Here is a 17,793-nt window from a genome sequence, read left to right on the forward strand (position 1 = left end):
CTGTTATTTTTAGAACGGTATCAACTGCAAATTGAACACCCGATCGACGAACCAGAGGAAACCAACAATAAAAATGGCTACGGATGCTACGGCGGCTACTCTTCTAATCGAGAACTTTTTCCTTATCAGGTACAGAAGGGGCATCAGGATTAAAAAGATCATCAACTGTCCCGCCTCCACGCCGACGTTAAACGAGACCACCGAGAGAACAAGATTGGATTTTCCTCTGACGAGCTCCTCGAGAGCACTGGCAAAGCCGAACCCATGCACCAATCCGAAGACAAAGGTGATCAGCCATCGATAATTGACCTGTTTTGCGAACAAGTTTTCCAACGCGATATAACAGATGGAGAGGGCAATCACACTCTCGACAAATCTAGAGTTCAGATTGATCACATGCATGGCCGCCAGCAGCAAAGTAATGCTGTGAGCCAAAGTAAATGAAGTGATAATTTTTAGGGCTTCCCGGGTGGATAAACCTATCACAATTAAAGCAACCAAAAAGGTTATGTGATCATATCCGGTCAGGATATGCTTGATTCCAAGTACTAAGAAGGTAAAGATTTGCGACTGCAAAGCGGCGGCTTTAGATTTAACCGAGAACTCAAATTCCGTATGACCGGAATCGAACGTATACATCAAATCCGGTTGGCTATAATTGAAAACATTCTTCACCGAATCGTCATCGGCATCGGTAAAATAAATATAACCGATACTCACATGCTGATTATTGGTTTCCTTAAATAATAGATGGTAATTAATCTTAACCTTGTTGTCTTGCTGGTTCAAACTTAGATCACTAACCTTCATCCATGTTCTCCATACGGTCCCTTCCTTCTCCATTTTCTCTACCTTAACCGGATAAGAACGGTCATTGACGGAGACCGAGAGCTTCTCGTTCATGTAAGGCTGAACGATATCGGTTTCCATTTTACGGCGCTGCTCATCGGTGAGACTGTCGAGGTTATCTCCGAGTTCCTTGATCCCATTGATTTGCTGTAATATGGCGGGGTCGAGATCAATGGTGAACAGAATGCGATCCTTGCCGACGGCCCATTCTGATCCTCCTAGATACATGTCATGTGCGAAGACGGGGGTAACTCCGCCAAAAAATAAACCGAACATTAGAATCAATGGAGCTAGTTTCCGGAACCATTGTATAGGCATGATGATGCCCTCGTTTCTTCTTGAAGTTAGGAGCGGCCGCAGGTTTTCCCTGCGGCCGCTGTTTTATTTTTCAATGCGGGTTCTACTTGTTGTTATCTTTCAAGCTCGGATTCACGGTGACGACCACAGTATCCGTGGCAGTGGCGCCATCATCATCTGTCACCGTAAGAGTAATGGTATGGGTGCCAACAGTCAGCTTAACGCTCGGAGTGGCGTCGGTGGCAATCGTGGTTTCCCCCTCTTTCCAGACATAGGAAGAGATCGTTCCGTCCTGATCCAAGCTTTTGGTCCCGTCTAGGGTAATCATTTCGTAACCCGGATCTTTGGGTCCGGTTCTTTTCGGTGCGTTTACATTATTGCAGCTGTTGCCGTTGCAGTCGTCAGTCACCGTCTGGTCAAGTCCGGCATCAGCAGCGGGTACCTTGTTGTTGTTGAGTGTCACGGTCTCAATGACCGAGCCGTCAATCCGGCGGGAAGTGACTTTCATAGTTTTTCCATTCACATCGAACTCGGATAGGAAGTACGCACTTTCGGCTTTAACAATGTTCGGCCATGTCGGATCTACTGCATACGAAGGAGCGCCGCCGCCGCCGGAGGTGAGGTACTCGATCCCTTCGTATTCCGCACGGGCATAGTTATGGTTATGTCCGTTGAGGTACAACTGTACTCCATACTGCTTCAGGAGGGGATGGATGACATTCTGAACATTCGTGTCGTTTCCATGAGTACCGGCACCCCACGCTGGATTGTGGGCCATCACAATCTTCCACGGTTTGGTTGTGGAGGCAAGGTCGTTGACCAGCCAGTTGTACTGAGCCGAGCCGGGTTTATAGTCGGAATACTCGTCCAGTACTGTAATATGAACCGGGCCGTAATCGAAGGACCAGTAGAAATTAGACACGTACGGGTAAGGGAAGTACTTTCCATAGACAGATCCTGCTCCCTCATGGTTGCCCCTTGCTCCAACCATAGGAACCTCGGACTGGAGAGTGTGCAGCTGAGGGTAGGTGGATCCGGGAACGAAGTATTGAGCTGTCCAGTTGCTCTCCGTATCACTCGAGGCAATATCCCCGCTGTTCAAGAGAATAGTCTGGTAGGCAGGATCGGCGGCATAAGCCTTAAGCGCCAGGCCGGCTACCTGCTCCTGATAGCTTGGTTGGGTACGGCTGTCGCCGTAAGACAGGAACTTCACGGAAGTAGCATCGTCCGCAGGCGCGGTGACGAAAGAACCAGTCTGACCGTCTACATCATAGTAATATTTGGTAGCCGGCTTCAGCCCATTGATGGTGAACTTGTGCTGGTGGTCGGTACCGTATGTCCCGACGGTCTCTTGTCCCATCGTATAGGAAGTATCGGTACCCCATTTGATGACATTTGCTTGGTCATCGCTCGTCTGCCAAAGGAGGCTCATTGAGGTGTTGGAACCTTCGAACAGCAAATACGGGCTTTTAATAAAGTTGCTTTCAGCTGACGCATTGAACATACCAACCGTAAAAAGAAGAGTACTAACACTTACAAGTGCGGTTACGCTTTTCCACTTGCCTTTCAACTTGCCTATTAATTTTTCCTTCATCATGAACTTCCTCTCAACTTCATTCTAGTAGTCGGAGACACAGGAAACCGCTTCCCAACCTCCTTTCACCCACTGACATTTTTAAGAAATTACGGTTAACAGGTTTCTTCCGACTGTCCGAGCAAATCACATCTTACTCGTCTAACGTAAATTCTGTTGTAAGAGTTCTTTAAGCTAATATTAATGTTCTCAAGTCCCACCATATCGTAATGTTATTGAATCCTTTAATAGAATCAATAATTTTTCAGTTTCCTGAACTTGCTATGATATTCCCCTTACAATTCTTCTGTAAACTTCATTGAGATAATAATAGCAATCAACGAGAGAGAGATGGACAGCCGATGAAATCATTGTTCACTGCAAGAGATTTTGCGGTTACGCAAGCTTGTGTAGCCGCTGCCCTTTTTTTATCTATTCCTTTGGTCAATGTGATCGGATTCAGCAACCATAAGCTTGAAGCCGTCCTTCACGGATTGGGGGCAACCGTCACCGTTATCATGAGCTGCCAAATGATTCACCTGACCTATCCCATGCTGCGGGGCAAGAAAGGGGCAGCGGCGAAACTGGAATGGGTGCTCTGGCTCACAAATGTTATGGTTCTGCTCACGATCGTGTTCGGTAACTGGCTCTACATCGCATACCGGGGACCTGACGGTCCGCAGGAATGGCTGATGTTCCACAGCCCCGAGGTACATTTGATCCTCATGGAATATAAAGAATTCGTCTCGCTGTATCCGCTCCCCTTGGGAATTGCGGCAGGCTTTTTATTGCGCCGGTTTCGCCATACGCTCAAACCTGGCTCGGCGGTTAGCGGAATCATCGCTTTATTGATCACGCTATTCTGGATCTGTCTGCTGATTGGATTTGCGTTTGGCATCGGCATAGCGAAACTGAGAATGGTATGAATCTTAAGACGATCCACTGGGGGAGAACATCATGAAAAAAGACAAGCAACGAAAAACGGGCGAGGTCGCATCCGTTCTGCTGTCAGTATATCTCGGTATCCTTGCGACAACGGCCAGTCACTTATGGAGTTATTACAATCCGCTCAAAGCGAATGCGATTTTGCTGAAGATAGGCTCATGGATTCCCTCTTGGTGGGGTATCGGTCCCTATGCCGGTAAAGAAACGGTAGGACTGCTCGTTTGGTTGGTCTCATGGGCTATATTCCACTGGACGATCGGACGGAAAGAGGTTGATCTGAGACCATGGACGATCGGATTTGCCATTGCATTTGTTGGCAATCTGATCATCCTGTGGCCTACGGTTTACCACACGATCCTATGGTGGCCAGTCCTGCCGAACACGCTGCCCGGAGGTGAAGGTTAGCCATGCTGATTATTTCCAAATATAAACTCTCATTATCGCTGCTGGTATTCATTTGTGTTCTTTGGTGTTCTTTTTATTGGACAAGAGTGCCGATGGCAGGATTCAAAACTTCCGCCGCATCGTCCATCTCATTTCGATTCGGTTATTTTAGTGAGCAGGGAGGGGAAATCGGGGATTCGTTCAAGCAATTCCAAGACATTTCGTACTTTGTCGCACCCGATCAGTGGCTGCAGAATCATCCGGAAGCGCAAGCATCCCAGATTTATCCCATATATGACAGTTCTGCAACGGAACAGCGTTTCAACCAAGCTTATCCCCATGTGCCTACCGGGACTCTTCCGGGTTACGGGAAAACGGTGTATGCGGCCAGTCATGGCAACGCCAGGATGTTCTTCCTGAACGCCGATCGGTTATCGGGTGCGGGAGACGATCAGTTGGAATGGATTCGCAGGACGGCTAATGAAAATAAGAAGCTTTTCAACTTCGTCTGGCTGAGCAAAGATCCGAAGCTTCCCGAAGTATGGAACGCGTTCAGAGCCGCCGGAATTAACGCAGTTTTCATCGGTGATTCCGTATATGTTCTTAAATTGGCCGTTACGCAGCAGTCTTCCGATGATATGCCCACCGAATATGAGGGCTGGGAAGTTTGGGATTTGAACAGGCTGAAGGAAAAGCCCTTCATTACGGTATTGGAAGCCACAGATAATACGTTGTTCATTAAAGCTGAAAATAAACAAGGACAGGTCCTGGATCAACTGGAACAGGATGCGCAGAATCTGGCATCTTGGAATCTGACTACGTTGAAGGAAAAACAGGAAATCCCTCTCGTGGGGATTCAATCTATATGGCGCTATCATCCGGGCAGCGAGGCAATCAAATCCGCTTTACCGGAAGGGGTGGACCTGGTGGGAGAGGGGCCGATCATTGAAACATCTCATACGGAAACGGTTCCACTGCCTGCTAACGATTGGCGCAGTCCGGAATACAACGATTCCGACTGGAAGTTCGGCAGGGCTCCTTTGGGAAATACGAATAACAAGGAGCGGCAGACTTATGTTCAAACAAACTTGGAGACCGTGAAGTCTCCAACTTATTACTTTCGCAAGTCGTTTGACTTGGATGCCGATCCCAAGAAGTTATCCGATTTAGTTTTGAATATCGCCTACGAGGACGGTTACGTCGTTTATCTGAACGGCCAGGAAGTATCCAGGGACGCCATTCTATCCGGGATCTTAACCGGATCCTCGCTCGCGTTTCCGAATGAATTTTCCTTTTATCGAAGAATTGATCTAAAAGCCCATTTGAACAAGCTGCTGAAGGGTGCTAATGTCATAGCTGTTGAGGTGCACCGCAGCCACCCCTCCTCGCCCAATCTGTTCTTTGACCTGGCATTGTCTGTTGAATCAGAATGAAAGGAACGTGGATCATGCGGATAAACCTGATGAATTTCATAAGTAAGCCTGCAATGAGAATCGGCTCATCATTCTTGTTGATCGTCTGCCTTGCCAGCATGATGACGGGATGTGTCCCCGCGCCAACCAGCCCAGTCCCCTTGGCCGAGATTGCCGTTACAAATGGACACTTATTGGTACAAAACCACACCGGACATGTATGGTTCAATGCCAAAATCACCATCGATGACGAGTACACTTATAAAGTGGATGTACTGCCTGCCGTCAAATCCAGCCTGCCGTTATCCGATTTCGTTGACGATCAGGGCCATAGTTACAAGCGCGGGCTGCTGAGCGTGCGCAATGTAACGATCGATGTGCCCGATACGATGGGCAATATAAGGCATTTTCGTTGGTAATTCGCGGCCAATGAAAATCAAGAAGAAAACCCTTGGGAATCAAGGGTTTTCTTGTTCTTTTATTTTATTATGATATTAAGCCCTGGCCCATTTCTTCCGATACTGGTGCGGCGTAGTGCCCATGCGCTGTTTGAACAATTTACAAAAATAAGAGCTGTTCGCCAAACCAATCTCCTCAGCAATGAGCGAGATTGGTTTTTTGGTGGTCGTTAACAGCAGAACGGATTGATGGACCCGGCGGGCCATGATGTATTCGGAGATGCTGATGCCTGTCGCCTCTTTGAAGAGATGCGAAACATGATAGGGAGATAAATGCAGCGATTTGGCCATGTCGTCCAGCCGAAACGGTAACGTATAGTTGGCCTCGATCCATGTCAATATGTGCTCCACCTGATGATTTTGGCGAAGGGCCGGTTTGGGCAGTCCAGCTTCCGTCCGCTGATTCCATACGTGTTGGATCGAACGGTACAGCATAACGAGAAATAAAGAAAATTCCTCATATCTTTCTGCCTCTGAAAGCGCGTGTAATTGATCATCCAAGCTTTTGTAGACAGCGTCCAAGATGTGGAGCTCATCCCCGGTGTCATACAAGCACGGAACAGGGAGTTCCCCTAAATACATGAATCGATAGAAGGTATGAAGCGAAGGCCATTTTTCAAAATAAGACTCAAACATCGTCGGTTCAAAGGTCACAAGGGAACGTTCGAAGCATTGGCCTTCGTCGTATTCGAGCTTGAGATGATGAAGCTGATAAGGCTGAAAAATGCAGAGCATGCCCGGTTTGATGTCGTAGCGGTTGTTATTGACGATCATCGTCCCTTTCCCTTGATGGATCAACAATATTTCCACCCCAAGGTGGGAATGGAAGGTTTCTTTATGCTCATAGTTGACGCTTTTTCGTTTATAGGCAAAATGCAGGGGCACCTCGCTATAGTTCCCCGCTACAAAAGACATGGCTGCTGCCTCCTTCTTCCCCCGTATGTACTCGCTTTCGAATCTATTCTATCTCAGAACCGCAACCCAGTGTTATTTTTCCCCCCACGGCGAAGCACAATGTTCTCGCAGCTTCAGTTAATATTCTTATATACCAATGAAGAACGCTCAGGGGAGGTTAAATGGATGATCAAGGTTGCGATTATAGGGACCGGGGCGATTTCGTCCGCTCATATCGAAGGTTATCTGCGGCTGAAGGACCGCTGCCAAATTGTTGCGTTATGCGATCTTTATCCCGAGAAGGCCGAAGCCAAGCGGGAGCAATACGGTTTGGACGCTGTCATTGTTAAGGATTACAAGGAACTGCTTGATCAGGAGATCGATCTGGTATCCGTTTGCATGCCTCCGTTCGAACATGCGCCGGTCACCATTGATTTTCAGAATGCAGGCAGTCATGTGATCGTGGAAAAGCCCATGGCCTCTTCTCTTGAAGAATGCGACGCCATGATCAAAGCTGCGGAACAAAGTGGAAAAGTATTATCCGTCATTGCCCAAAATCGCTTCAGAAATCCGATTATGAAGCTGAAGCACGTTATTGACAGCGGATTGGCCGGCAGGATTCTTCATGCCCAGGTGGATTCGCATTGGTGGCGGGGCCATTGCTATTACGATTTATGGTGGCGCGGCACGTGGGAGAAGGAGGGAGGCGGTCCGACGCTGAATCATGCGGTTCATCATATCGACGCCTTGCTCTGGATGCTGGGTCAGCCCAGCGAGCTTCAGGCTTATATGAGCAACGTCGCGCATGACAATGCGGAAGTAGAGGATCTGTCCATCGCGATTTTAAAATATCCGAACGGCAGCTTGGGGCAAATTACAAGCTCCGTCGTTCATCATGGTGAAGAACAGCAGTTTATTTTCCAGGGTGAGCATGCCCGGATCTCGGCGCCGTGGCGGGTCACGGCTTCCAGGTCACTGCCGAACGGCTTCCCGGAGCGGGAACCTTCTCTCGAGGAGAAAATCCAGCAATACTACAACGAGCTGCCGGATCTGCCATACGAAGGCCATACGGCACAGATCGATAATGTGCTGAATGCGATCGAGACGGGCGCGCCGGTACTGATTGACGGAATCAGCGGACGGAATACGCTGGAACTCATTATGAGTATTTACAAATCCGCAAGCACCGGAGAAAAGGTCAAACTCCCCCTGCAGCAGGACGATCCTTTTTATACGCGGGAGGGCCTGATGAAGAATGCACCTCATTTTTACGAAAAGGGCAGCAGCATTGAAAACTTTGCGGATCTGAAAATAACGACAGGAAGCCGTTACGGCGGCGTAACGAACGGACAAACGTCAGGCGAACAGTAAATCCCAATCATCGGGATGGACAACCTTAAGCGCGAAAGGGATGAAGGAGATGCAGAAGAACGACGGGATGAATTATGCCCCGAAAGGAAAACCCAATTCAGTAGTCGGGCCGGGTGAATTTGTGATCGCCGCGGTAGCGCTCGATCATGGGCACATCTATGGAATGGTCAACGGACTGATCGAGGCAGGCGCTACATTAAAGTGGGTTTATGACCGTGACCGGGCCAAGGCGGAAGCATTCGCACGAACCTATCCCCAAGTAACGATTGCAGCCTCTGAGGAAGAGGTTCTGGCAGATCCGCAGGTTCAGCTTGTTGCAGGAGCAGCCATTACTTCGGAACGCTGTGCGCTGGGACTTCGGGTGATGGACGCAGGCAAAGATTATTTTACGGATAAAGCTCCCTTTACAACGCTTGTGCAGCTGGAGTCGGCCCGCGCCAAAGTGCGTGAAACCGGAAGAAAGTATATGGTTTATTATAGCGAAAGGCTGCATGTCGAATCGGCGGTTTATGCCGGGCAGCTCATTGAGCAGGGCGCGATTGGGCGGGTGCTGCAGGTGACGGGATTCGGACCGCATCGGTTAAACGCTTCGTCTCGGCCGGAGTGGTTTTTTCAAAAGAAGCAATACGGAGGAATTCTATGCGATATTGGCAGCCATCAGGTCGAGCAGTTTCTTTTTTATGCGGGTTGTAAACAAGCGGAGGTTCTGCATAGTAAAGTGGCAAACTACAATAACCCTGAGTATCCGGAGCTTGAGGATTTTGGCGATGCCACCCTGCTAGGGGACAACGGGGCCACGCAATATTTCCGGGTGGACTGGTTTACGCCGGACGGCTTAGGTTCATGGGGAGACGGACGCACCCTGATGTTGGGAACCGAAGGTTACATTGAGCTGAGAAAATATATCGATATCGCCCGCGACCGGACCGGCAATCATGTCTACCTGGTTAATCAAGAAGGGGAATACCATTTTCATGTTGATGGACAGGTTGGATATCCGTTCTTTGGAGAACTCATTCTGGACTGTCTGAATCGAACCGAAAATGCCATGACGCAGGAGCATGCCTTTATGGCGGCTGAGCTGTGCTTGAAAGCCCAGGAAATGGCGCTGGACGTGACCCGCGGCGGCAGCTGACTGCATGAGTAAGCCATGATGGTCATGGGGCAGCTGCTTATAATGCATCTGTTAAAATAAGCTGGGGAGGGCCTCGTATGTATCATACAACCCTCCCTTATTCATTATTTAGGTTGATCTATCAGTTGTTTGACCATGAGGATATGAGGTATGCCATCTTCCATAAATTCCTCCGAAGAAGTTCGATACCCAAGTTTCTTATAGAACCCTTCCGCCTGACTTTGCCCGTGCAATTTAACCTGCTGTATCCCTTTGTCTTTAGCGATCTCTTCTAACGATGCAATGATCCTTCTCCCGATTCCGAATTTGCGGTAAGGCTGCAGGATGCAAATCCGCTCCAGCTTCCCTGATCCTTCATGAATTCGTATCCTTCCCGTCCCGACGGGCTGCTCATCATAATAGGCGATGATGTGCTCACATGGTCCACCCAAAGTATCAAACTCGTCGAATTCATCATTCAGCGGAACGCCCTGTTCCTCAACAAAGACGTTTCTCCGGATAGAAAACGCAGCCTCTAACTCCTCAGGTAGATTAATTCTTTGGGTTTTCAATCGTTCTCGGCCCTTTCATGATGTATTCAATGATCGTTATTCAAATTATAGGATGAATTATGTTGTAAATGCAATAAAAATAAATTTCTGCGGTTGAAACCACCCACGAGGAGCAAAAAAGCCCCAAATAACGGGGCTTGAAAATCATATGGGTCTCATGAAAAAAAAGCTGTGACCATCTCAATCTCAATTTTAGCTCTGTACGCTTGTCTTGATAAGATCTTTGGCATGCTTCCTGCCTGTCGATAATAGACTGTCACTCAGCTCGGCATCACTAACGGAACGCGTCAGTACAATCGTGCCGACCATAAGGCTCAGCAAAACTTGGCCAGTCAATGGATCGACTTCTGCCAGGTCAGAGATAAAATCAATCATGCGCTGCAGCTCCTCGGTAAAGACTTGGCGCACCTCTTCGGACATTCGGGATACTTCAGCGGAAAGGGCGGGAAGAATGCAGCCCACCTCGGTTTGGTCGCGATGCTGTGGACTCAAATAATAATGAATGACCGCGTGGATCTTGGGTGCTTCCTTTTCCTGGTCCGCCGCCTTCTGCAGCAGGGCAATGGTCTCGCTGATCGCAAAGCGGCAAGTTTCAGCGACCAATTGCTCTTTATTGTCAAAATGTGAATAGAACCCCCCGTGCGTCAGACCGGCACCTTTCATAATAAAGGGAACGCTGATGTCGCGTACTCCGCTGGTTCGAATGGCTTTGGCTGCACTTTCAATAATACGGCCGCGAACCTTTAATTTGTGACCTTCCGGATAAGGCAAAGCAATCACTCCTAGTGGCAAAAAACGCATTTTAAAATATTATAGTCATCATAATTAAACCTGTCAATTTCACTCAGTCCAATCGTTTGGTTTTGCGGCAAATGAGCAGATGATATTGACTGTTTTAAAATATGATGAATATAATATATTACGTTCATCATATTTTATTTCGGAGGTGCAAAGTTATGAATGACCTTAAATCGGTAGACACCCTGGTAATAGGATCGGGTCCGGGAGGTTATGTGGCGGCGCTTCGGTCAGCACAGCTTGGAATGACAACGGCTGTCGTTGAGCGCGGCCGGATCGGTGGAGTGTGCACCAACATAGGCTGCATTCCTTCCAAAGCGTTGATTGGGGAAGCGCATCGCTTCAAGCAGCGTAAGCAATGGAATCACACAGTTGCTGCTGCTGTTGCTTCCTTTGAGGATGCTCAGGCCTTCAAACAAGCGGTCGTAAATAAGCAAGCCGGTGGAGTTCAATATTTGTTAAAGACGGCCGGAGTTTCGATTCTTGAAGGAGAGGCCCGCTTGATTGACGAGCACACCGCTTCCATTCAACAAGCGGGAGCCGAACAAAGGATTTCTTTTAAACACGCCATTTTAGCAGCAGGTTCTCGTCCAATTGAGCTAGCGGCTTTGCCCTACGGCGGACGTATTATGTCTTCCACTGAAGCGTTGTCCCTTTCACAAATTCCATCGAGCCTGGTCGTGATCGGCGGCGGTTATATCGGCGTTGAACTGGGGCAAATGTATGCCAAATTCGGAACAAAAGTTACGATTCTGGAGGGAGGAGGACAGGTGCTGCCCGGATTTGAGGCGGACCTTGTGGCTCCGGTTGAACGGCAATTAAACGAAGACGGTGTAACTATCATTACGGAGGCTATAGCCGTCCATGCAGAACAGGATGCGGGCGGGCTGACACTCCGCTATGTGTGTCAAGATGAGCAGCGTACTGTTAGAGCAGAATATGCGCTGGTGACTGTCGGAAGAAGACCGAATACGGACGGCGGATTAGGGCTCGAGAACATCGGCTTGCAGACAACAGGCAGGGGGCTGATCGAAACGGACGCTCAGTGCAGAACGGCGGTTCCGCATATATTTGCGATCGGTGACATTACGGAAGGTCCGGCTCTGGCCCATAAAGCTTCCTACGAAGCTAAAGTCGCTGCAGAAGCTATCGCCGGCAAACCTTCTATCGTGGATTACAGAGCCATTCCGCTTGTTGTATTTTCCGAACCTGAATTGGCCAGCGTTGGTCTGACAGAGACAGCATGCAAGGAACAAGGCATCCCGGTTATCGTGGGCAAATCCTCCTTTAGTATTAATGGCAGAGCTTTGGCGCTGAAAGAAGAGCCAGGATTTGTGAAAATCATTGCGGATCAAGCGTCGGGGATCGTTAAAGGAGCGCAAATCGTAGGCATAGAGGCGTCAACCCTCATATCGGAGCTTGCCTTGGCGATCGAAATGGGAGCGACGGTAGAGGATCTCGCGATGACGATTCATCCCCATCCTACGTTAGGGGAAGTCATTATGGAGGCGGCCGAGAACGCGGTGAGAAAAATGAGGATTTTAAATAAATAATGAGAATTGCAAAATAAATGCGGATTTTTGCCCCAAAAAGAAAAGCCATTTGCTTAAGCAAACGGCTTTCATGACGGCGATTCATAATCAGCTCATCCTGTCTTTCTCGTTCTTCATCTTGTTCATCTCGGTTAATGTCATCTCATTGCACTGCCGGATGAAGTTCAAAATCAGCTGCAGTTCCTGCTCCGTATACTGCGAGACGATCTCGAGCGTCGACTGCATAATCGATTGGAACAAGGGAGAGATGGATGCCGAGCCTTCCGGCACCGGTTTGACGACGACACGTCTGCGATCGTTCGGATCCTTATCCCGGATGACATAACCCGCTTGTTCGAGCCGGTCGATGACACTGGTCACAGCACCGGTTGTAAGCCCAGTTAACTGGGCCAGCTGGCCGGCCGTGACAGGTCCGGCTTGATTCAAGTAATCCAGGCATTTGTGGTCGGTGGCGTTCAAACCCAATCGTTCCGAAATGAGCTGATGGAACATCACGGCACGGGTGCTGTTCTGGCGCAGCTCGTGCACCATTTCCTGCTGTAAGGAAGCGAGTTCGGGTGACACGCGGTCCTTTTCTTTTGACATCTTGATTCCTCCGCGTATGCGACTTATGTCTTTTCTCGTTAAGATAAACATTATATTAAGATGATTTGCCGATCAAGACTTATTTACTCTACATAGTCACATTAAGGCGATTTATTTTGACCCAATCCACGAAAAGGGCGGTTTTACGCAATGTGAAGTAGGATTAAAGATCAGCAGCGGAGGATCTGCAATTAAGCAGAAAGAAAACCCTTGTTAATCAAGGGTTTTCTGGTTTTCCTCTATGCATGTTTAATAGATGCGATATTTTCCGCTTAGCGCCAGGAGGCTAAAGAAATAAAGGCAGTTGTCGTAATATCGGCGAGTGCCTGTTCTAAGCGGTGTGTTCCAGAACTTGTGAACAAAGAGGAGCGCATCTTCACCGTCGGCGGCCAGCGATGCCATCGCATTGGTGGCCAACAGCCCGATGGGGTGCAAGGCCGGCTCTTCAAAAGGGCTCCCGTCGATGCGGTATCTTCGGTATTCGGAAGGCTCGATCTCCCGGAAAAACCGCTGAATCCGGTTGGACTGCCCGACCTGCCATGGATCCTGGCGGAACCATTCCCAGTCGAGGGCAATGTTGGCCGCCACCCGGTACGCATCGCTGAAGAAATGGCGGTAATCGCCATGGGGCTGCGGTTCAGCCGGCGTGCCGTCATAATTCGCATACTCCGGAGACAGTCCTGTTTCGGGGTGACAGGCCAGATGCAGATAAGCCCGGCTGGCGACGGCAGCTTCTTTCCAAAAAGTCCGATCCCGTTCGTCGACACGCTCGGAGAACAGCTCATAGAAATGGGGAAGGTGATAGGATGGATCGCTGAAGGGAGACTCCGGAATGAACTTGATGAGCTTGGTTGCAGGGTCCCACATCGGATCTCCTTCCTGGCCCCGGCCTTTATGGACGCAAGCGCGAAGAATCATCCTCGCCTGCTCGGAGTAATCGTACGGCGGCAGTCCGTCGCCCCACCGGCTTGAAGCAAAGAACAGGGCCATTGCGAAGTATTCCTCCCCGTCAGGAGCGGGTCCAGGAGACAGGCGGGTGCCGTCCGGCTTGCAGTGCCAGGCGAAATAATCCTTGTAGCGTCCTTCCTTATGCTGCATATACGATTTGGAAAAATTCCAGAGCCGGTCGAAGATGTCTTTATTATCCATCTGAACGGCCATCATCATGCCGTATGACATGCCTTCGGTGCGGACGTCCGAGTTGCCTGTATCCAGAACATAACCTTTATCCTCGCCAAGAGGAAAGTAGATCCGAACCTCAGGTGCACCGTCAAACAGGTCGTTCCATGCCTGTTCAAGCCTGGCGTCGATCTCCTCTGGCGAATAACCCGCTTCCAGGAATACATTCCGATATTGGCCGGTATAAAACGCTCCTTGCATCGTTAGAGCCATAATCAACCTCCAGCTGTTAGTTTAAGCTTATCGTAACATAAGGGGCACTCTAAAAATTAAAGCGTTTACCCTTCAAATTATAGATGTTCGTGTTCCGATGTATAAAAATAATACTTTACCGATCGTTCCCAAAATGTTATGCTGAATTCGTGAAGAAGAGGGTTCACAGCGTTCGAAGTAGAATGTGCATTCTCAAAATAGGCAATGCTGTTCTAAGGTAAGGAAGGGGAAAGCGAAGGGAATGGGAAGCGGAAAGGACAGATTTTCTATACCGATGATTCCCGAAATGATAATATAACGGAAGGAGGTGTACGGGGTGGCCAGAAGCAAAGAATTTGAGGAAAGCGCCGTTCTCGAGAAAGCGATGAAGCTGTTCTGGGAACAGGGCTACGAGAAGACATCCATGAACGACCTTGTCGAGCATATGGGCATTCACCGCAGAAGCCTGTATGATACGTTCACCGATAAGCATACGTTGTTCCTGAAAGCGATCGACCGCTTTGGGGAACGGTTCAACGCCAGAATGTCCGCAGGGGTTAAGCAGTCGGAAACGGCCGAACAAGCGCTGAAGTTTGTTTTCCAATACATGATGCATGGGGATGAAGACGTACCGCCAGGCTGCATGGTCGTGAACTCGGCCGTGGAATTGGGGATCCGTGATGAAGAGGTGGACGCAAAGGCGACGGAGGCATTTGCCAAGGCCGAGCAGCTGCTGAGGGAAATCGTGTTTTGGGGGCAGCAGAACGGAGAGTTTACAAGGGAATACGAAGCGGAAGAATTGGCGGAGTACCTTCATAACGCTCTGGTGGGAATTCGAGTGATGAAACGGACGTCCATTCCCCAAGAAAAACTGGAGCGGATCGCAGACATTTCGATACGCTTCGTCAAAAAATAAAAACATATTTTTTTTCATAATTATAGAATGATCGTTCTCAAAATGGCAGTGCTAAAACTTTTTAATGAGCATAGCATGACGCATGGTTAATAGAACAATCATTCCCAAAAAAGGAGACGATCATTATGAAGACGTTAATTATTGCTGCACATCCCGATTTGCAGGCCTCCCGGATCAACCGGGCCTGGACCGAAGCGGCACAAAAGCAAGCAGAAACGACCGTACACCTGCTGTATGAAGCCTATCCGGACAAAAAGATCGACGTCGCACGGGAGCAAAGTCTGCTGGAGAGCCATGACCGGATTATTTTTCAATACCCGCTGTATTGGTACAGTACGCCGCCGCTCCTCAAACAGTGGTTTGATGAGGTTCTCACATACGGCTGGGCTTTCGGTCCTGGAGGGGACCGCTTGAAAGGGAAAGAGATCGGTATTGCCATCTCGACCTCGGGTACCGCAGCTTCGTACCAACCCGGAGGATACAACCTGTTTACGATCAGAGATATCGCAAAGCCGGTGGAAGCGCTGGCCAACTATGTTAGCGCCCGCTATCTCCCGCCCTTTGCACTGCATAACGCGCATCATGTGACGGATGAGCAGATCGCCGACAGCCAGGCCGCGTATGTCAAGCACTTGGTTGAGGCGCAGCCCGTACAATACGAAGCACTTGAAATCCATTGACCATTTCATAACGATGACTATTTTCATCAAAACAATAACAGGGAGGAAATAAAGATGAACAACAGCAAAATTGCACTTGTGACGGGAGCCAGCAAAGGAATCGGATTTGAGGTGGCCAAACAATTGGGGCAGCAGGGCATTACGGTATTAACGGCAGCCCGGACGAAAGAAGCAGCGGATCAGGCGGCGTCGGAGCTGCACCAGCAGGGGATTGAAGCGGTCGGCGTTCAGCTGGAGGTGACGAATGAAGCCCATATCGCGGAGCTTGCGAAGTGGATTGAAACGGAATACGGCCGGCTCGATATCCTGGTCAACAATGCAGGCGTCTCGTTGGAAAAACCCGGATATGAAAGGGATGCTTTCAGAGATACGTTTGAAGTGAACACGTTTGCGCCTTATTTTATTACGGAGGCACTGCTGCCATTACTGCTGAAGAGTGAGGCGGGGCGGATCGTGAACCAAAGCAGCGCGCTCGGCTCGATTCAATTCATCCTGACGAACGAGCTGGCGCAGCGGATTGCGACTCCGGCCTATTCGGCCTCGAAAGCGGCGCTGAATATGCTGACGGCCTATTGGGCGCAAAAGACCAGCGGGACGAACCTGAAAGTAAACGCGGTGCATCCGGGGTTGGTTAAGACGCGCATGGGCGGTGACAAGGCCGAACTGACGGCCGAAGAAGGTGCGGTGACGGCTGTTCGGCTGGCAACGATACCTGAGGACGGCCCGACCGGCGGATTTTTCTACATGGATGACAAGCTTCCGTGGTAAATGCTGCCAAGTATTAGCGAAAGCCCTTGAGAGATCAAGGGCTTTTTCTCGTTCTTTCGTATTTTTGCTTTGCATATGACATCTCATGTCATATAATCAAAAGGATAATCAGAATAAGTGGAGGGACATAAAATGGCATCGAAAATCAGAATTGGTATTGTAGGTTATGGTAACCTTGGACGAGGCGTCCAGCAATCCATCGCGCAGAACGAAGATATGGAATTGGTGGCGGTATTCACACGGCGTGATCCGTCGCAGATGCCTGCTGAAGCGGGCGTCAAATTTGAGCATTTATCGACAGTGGAACAATATAAAGGATCGATCGATGTCATGATTCTGTGCGGAGGATCCGCAACCGATCTTCCCGAGCAAACACCGGCCATTGCCGCCCTGTTTAACACGGTGGACAGCTTTGATACGCATGCCAAGATTCCTGAGTTTTTTGCAAGCGTGGATGCAGCGGCTAAAAACGGACAAACCGTCAGCGTCATCTCGACCGGCTGGGATCCGGGCTTGTTCTCCATGAACAGACTGCTCGCTGAGTCGATTCTCCCGCAGGGCAAGGAATACACGTTCTGGGGTAAAGGCGTCAGCCAGGGCCACTCGGATGCCATCCGCCGCGTTCCGGGCGTCAAAGCAGGAGTGCAGTATACCGTCCCGGTAGAAAGCGTCATCGAACAAATCCGCAGCGGCGAAACGCCAGAACTGGCAACCCGCGAGAAGCACGAACGGATTTGCTATGTCGTTGCAGAAGAGGGTGCGGACCGTGCCGAGATTGAAAAGACGATCGTGGACATGCCTAACTATTTTGCAGACTATGACACAACGGTCCATTTCATTACGGAAGAAGAGCTGAAATCCGAGCACAGCGGCATGCCGCACGGCGGATTTGTGATCCGGAGCGGAGTGACCGGCCAAGGAACGAAGCAAATCGTCGAATTCAGCTTGAAGCTGGAGAGCAACCCGGAATTCACCGCAAGCGTATTGACCGCTTATGCCAGAGCGGCCGTCCGGTTGGCCAAAGAAGGAGCCGTTGGCGCTAAAACGGTATTTGATATTCCGCTCGGCTACCTATCCGCGAAAAGTGATGCGGAACTGCGCCAGCAATTGCTGTAATTTTGCACCGATAAATGCATTTAATCGACTAAAAAAATATTTTTTATTGGAAAAAACCCCTAAACCTGCATTAGAATTTAGTGAAGCAAAGCGTTATAGTGCAAAAAAATGTGCGAATTGTGCAAAAGGGGTTGGGT

General features: G+C 49.4%; 18 protein-coding genes. 11 read left to right on the plus strand and 7 right to left on the minus strand.

Translation table 11 applies throughout. The features are described from left to right. Nucleotides 1-9: 9 nt before the first annotated feature. Both IAE55_RS09200 and IAE55_RS09205 read right to left on the minus strand, forming a co-directional pair. Nucleotides 10-1,167, minus strand: a complete 1,158-nt coding sequence (locus IAE55_RS09200) for a HupE/UreJ family protein (protein WP_200631793.1) — start codon at nt 1,165-1,167, stop codon at nt 10-12. Nucleotides 1,168-1,249: 82 nt separating this feature from the next. Continuing rightward, the gene (locus IAE55_RS09205; protein WP_145160138.1) at nt 1,250-2,743 is read right to left on the minus strand and encodes a metallophosphoesterase; all 1,494 of its coding nucleotides are present in this window, start codon (nt 2,741-2,743) and stop codon (nt 1,250-1,252) included. Nucleotides 2,744-3,081: 338 nt separating this feature from the next. Here IAE55_RS09205 and IAE55_RS09210 point away from each other — a divergent pair, with 338 nt between their 5' ends. The 4 genes from IAE55_RS09210 to IAE55_RS09225 all read left to right on the plus strand — a co-directional run bounded on the left by IAE55_RS09210 (nt 3,082) and on the right by IAE55_RS09225 (nt 5,879). After that, a complete protein-coding gene (locus tag IAE55_RS09210) occupies nt 3,082-3,645 on the plus strand; it encodes a hypothetical protein (protein WP_145025251.1) in 564 nt (187 codons plus the stop codon). Nucleotides 3,646-3,676: 31 nt separating this feature from the next. Then, complete coding sequence (locus IAE55_RS09215) at nt 3,677-4,069, plus strand: hypothetical protein (protein ID WP_145160136.1); 393 nt, start codon at nt 3,677-3,679, stop codon at nt 4,067-4,069. Nucleotides 4,070-4,161: 92 nt separating this feature from the next. Next, nucleotides 4,162-5,481 carry a hypothetical protein gene (locus IAE55_RS09220; RefSeq protein WP_145160134.1) on the plus strand — a complete coding sequence of 440 codons (1,320 nt, stop codon included), beginning with the start codon at nt 4,162-4,164 and terminating at the stop codon, nt 5,479-5,481. A gap of 29 nt (nt 5,482-5,510) precedes the next feature. After that, on the plus strand, nt 5,511-5,879 hold the full coding sequence (locus IAE55_RS09225; RefSeq protein ID WP_145160132.1) for a hypothetical protein: 369 nt from the start codon (nt 5,511-5,513) through the stop codon (nt 5,877-5,879). Between the two features lie 75 nt (nt 5,880-5,954). Here IAE55_RS09225 and IAE55_RS09230 read toward each other — a convergent pair whose 3' ends face one another. After that, the gene (locus IAE55_RS09230) at nt 5,955-6,833 is read right to left on the minus strand and encodes an AraC family transcriptional regulator (protein ID WP_145160130.1); all 879 of its coding nucleotides are present in this window, start codon (nt 6,831-6,833) and stop codon (nt 5,955-5,957) included. Between the two features lie 165 nt (nt 6,834-6,998). On the opposite strand from IAE55_RS09230, the gene IAE55_RS09235 reads away from it, so the two are divergent. After that, on the plus strand, nt 6,999-8,183 hold the full coding sequence (locus tag IAE55_RS09235; protein ID WP_200631794.1) for a Gfo/Idh/MocA family protein: 1,185 nt from the start codon (nt 6,999-7,001) through the stop codon (nt 8,181-8,183). Between the two features lie 49 nt (nt 8,184-8,232). Next, on the plus strand, nt 8,233-9,318 hold the full coding sequence (locus IAE55_RS09240) for a Gfo/Idh/MocA family protein (protein ID WP_200631795.1): 1,086 nt from the start codon (nt 8,233-8,235) through the stop codon (nt 9,316-9,318). A gap of 104 nt (nt 9,319-9,422) precedes the next feature. Here the strand turns inward: IAE55_RS09240 and IAE55_RS09245 are convergent, their stop codons facing one another. Next, the gene (locus IAE55_RS09245; RefSeq protein ID WP_200631799.1) at nt 9,423-9,869 is read right to left on the minus strand and encodes a GNAT family N-acetyltransferase; all 447 of its coding nucleotides are present in this window, start codon (nt 9,867-9,869) and stop codon (nt 9,423-9,425) included. 192 nt (nt 9,870-10,061) lie between these two features. After that, complete coding sequence (locus IAE55_RS09250) at nt 10,062-10,640, minus strand: TetR/AcrR family transcriptional regulator (RefSeq protein WP_200631805.1); 579 nt, start codon at nt 10,638-10,640, stop codon at nt 10,062-10,064. A gap of 185 nt (nt 10,641-10,825) precedes the next feature. Here IAE55_RS09250 and lpdA point away from each other — a divergent pair, with 185 nt between their 5' ends. Continuing rightward, nucleotides 10,826-12,220, plus strand: coding sequence for a dihydrolipoyl dehydrogenase (gene lpdA, locus IAE55_RS09255; RefSeq protein ID WP_200631807.1), 1,395 nt, complete (start codon nt 10,826-10,828; stop codon nt 12,218-12,220). Between the two features lie 87 nt (nt 12,221-12,307). On the opposite strand, the gene IAE55_RS09260 is transcribed toward lpdA, so the two are convergent. Continuing rightward, on the minus strand, nt 12,308-12,805 hold the full coding sequence (locus IAE55_RS09260) for a MarR family winged helix-turn-helix transcriptional regulator (RefSeq protein ID WP_076170443.1): 498 nt from the start codon (nt 12,803-12,805) through the stop codon (nt 12,308-12,310). Between the two features lie 249 nt (nt 12,806-13,054). Beyond that, nucleotides 13,055-14,197, minus strand: coding sequence for a glycosyl hydrolase family 8 (locus tag IAE55_RS09265; protein WP_200631808.1), 1,143 nt, complete (start codon nt 14,195-14,197; stop codon nt 13,055-13,057). Nucleotides 14,198-14,513: 316 nt separating this feature from the next. On the opposite strand from IAE55_RS09265, the gene IAE55_RS09270 reads away from it, so the two are divergent. From IAE55_RS09270 to IAE55_RS09285, 4 genes are all read left to right on the plus strand, one after another. After that, the gene (locus IAE55_RS09270; RefSeq protein ID WP_200631809.1) at nt 14,514-15,092 is read left to right on the plus strand and encodes a TetR/AcrR family transcriptional regulator; all 579 of its coding nucleotides are present in this window, start codon (nt 14,514-14,516) and stop codon (nt 15,090-15,092) included. Nucleotides 15,093-15,217: 125 nt separating this feature from the next. Next, nucleotides 15,218-15,772, plus strand: a complete 555-nt coding sequence (locus IAE55_RS09275; RefSeq protein ID WP_200631810.1) for an NAD(P)H-dependent oxidoreductase — start codon at nt 15,218-15,220, stop codon at nt 15,770-15,772. Between the two features lie 54 nt (nt 15,773-15,826). Further along, nucleotides 15,827-16,540 carry an SDR family oxidoreductase gene (locus IAE55_RS09280; protein WP_200631811.1) on the plus strand — a complete coding sequence of 238 codons (714 nt, stop codon included), beginning with the start codon at nt 15,827-15,829 and terminating at the stop codon, nt 16,538-16,540. 132 nt (nt 16,541-16,672) lie between these two features. Then, on the plus strand, nt 16,673-17,656 hold the full coding sequence (locus tag IAE55_RS09285) for a diaminopimelate dehydrogenase (protein ID WP_200631812.1): 984 nt from the start codon (nt 16,673-16,675) through the stop codon (nt 17,654-17,656). Nucleotides 17,657-17,793 lie beyond the last annotated feature (137 nt).

This window comes from Paenibacillus sp. S28, assembly GCF_016624415.1.
Taxonomy (GTDB): Bacteria; Bacillota; Bacilli; order Paenibacillales; family Paenibacillaceae; genus Paenibacillus_AQ; species Paenibacillus_AQ favisporus.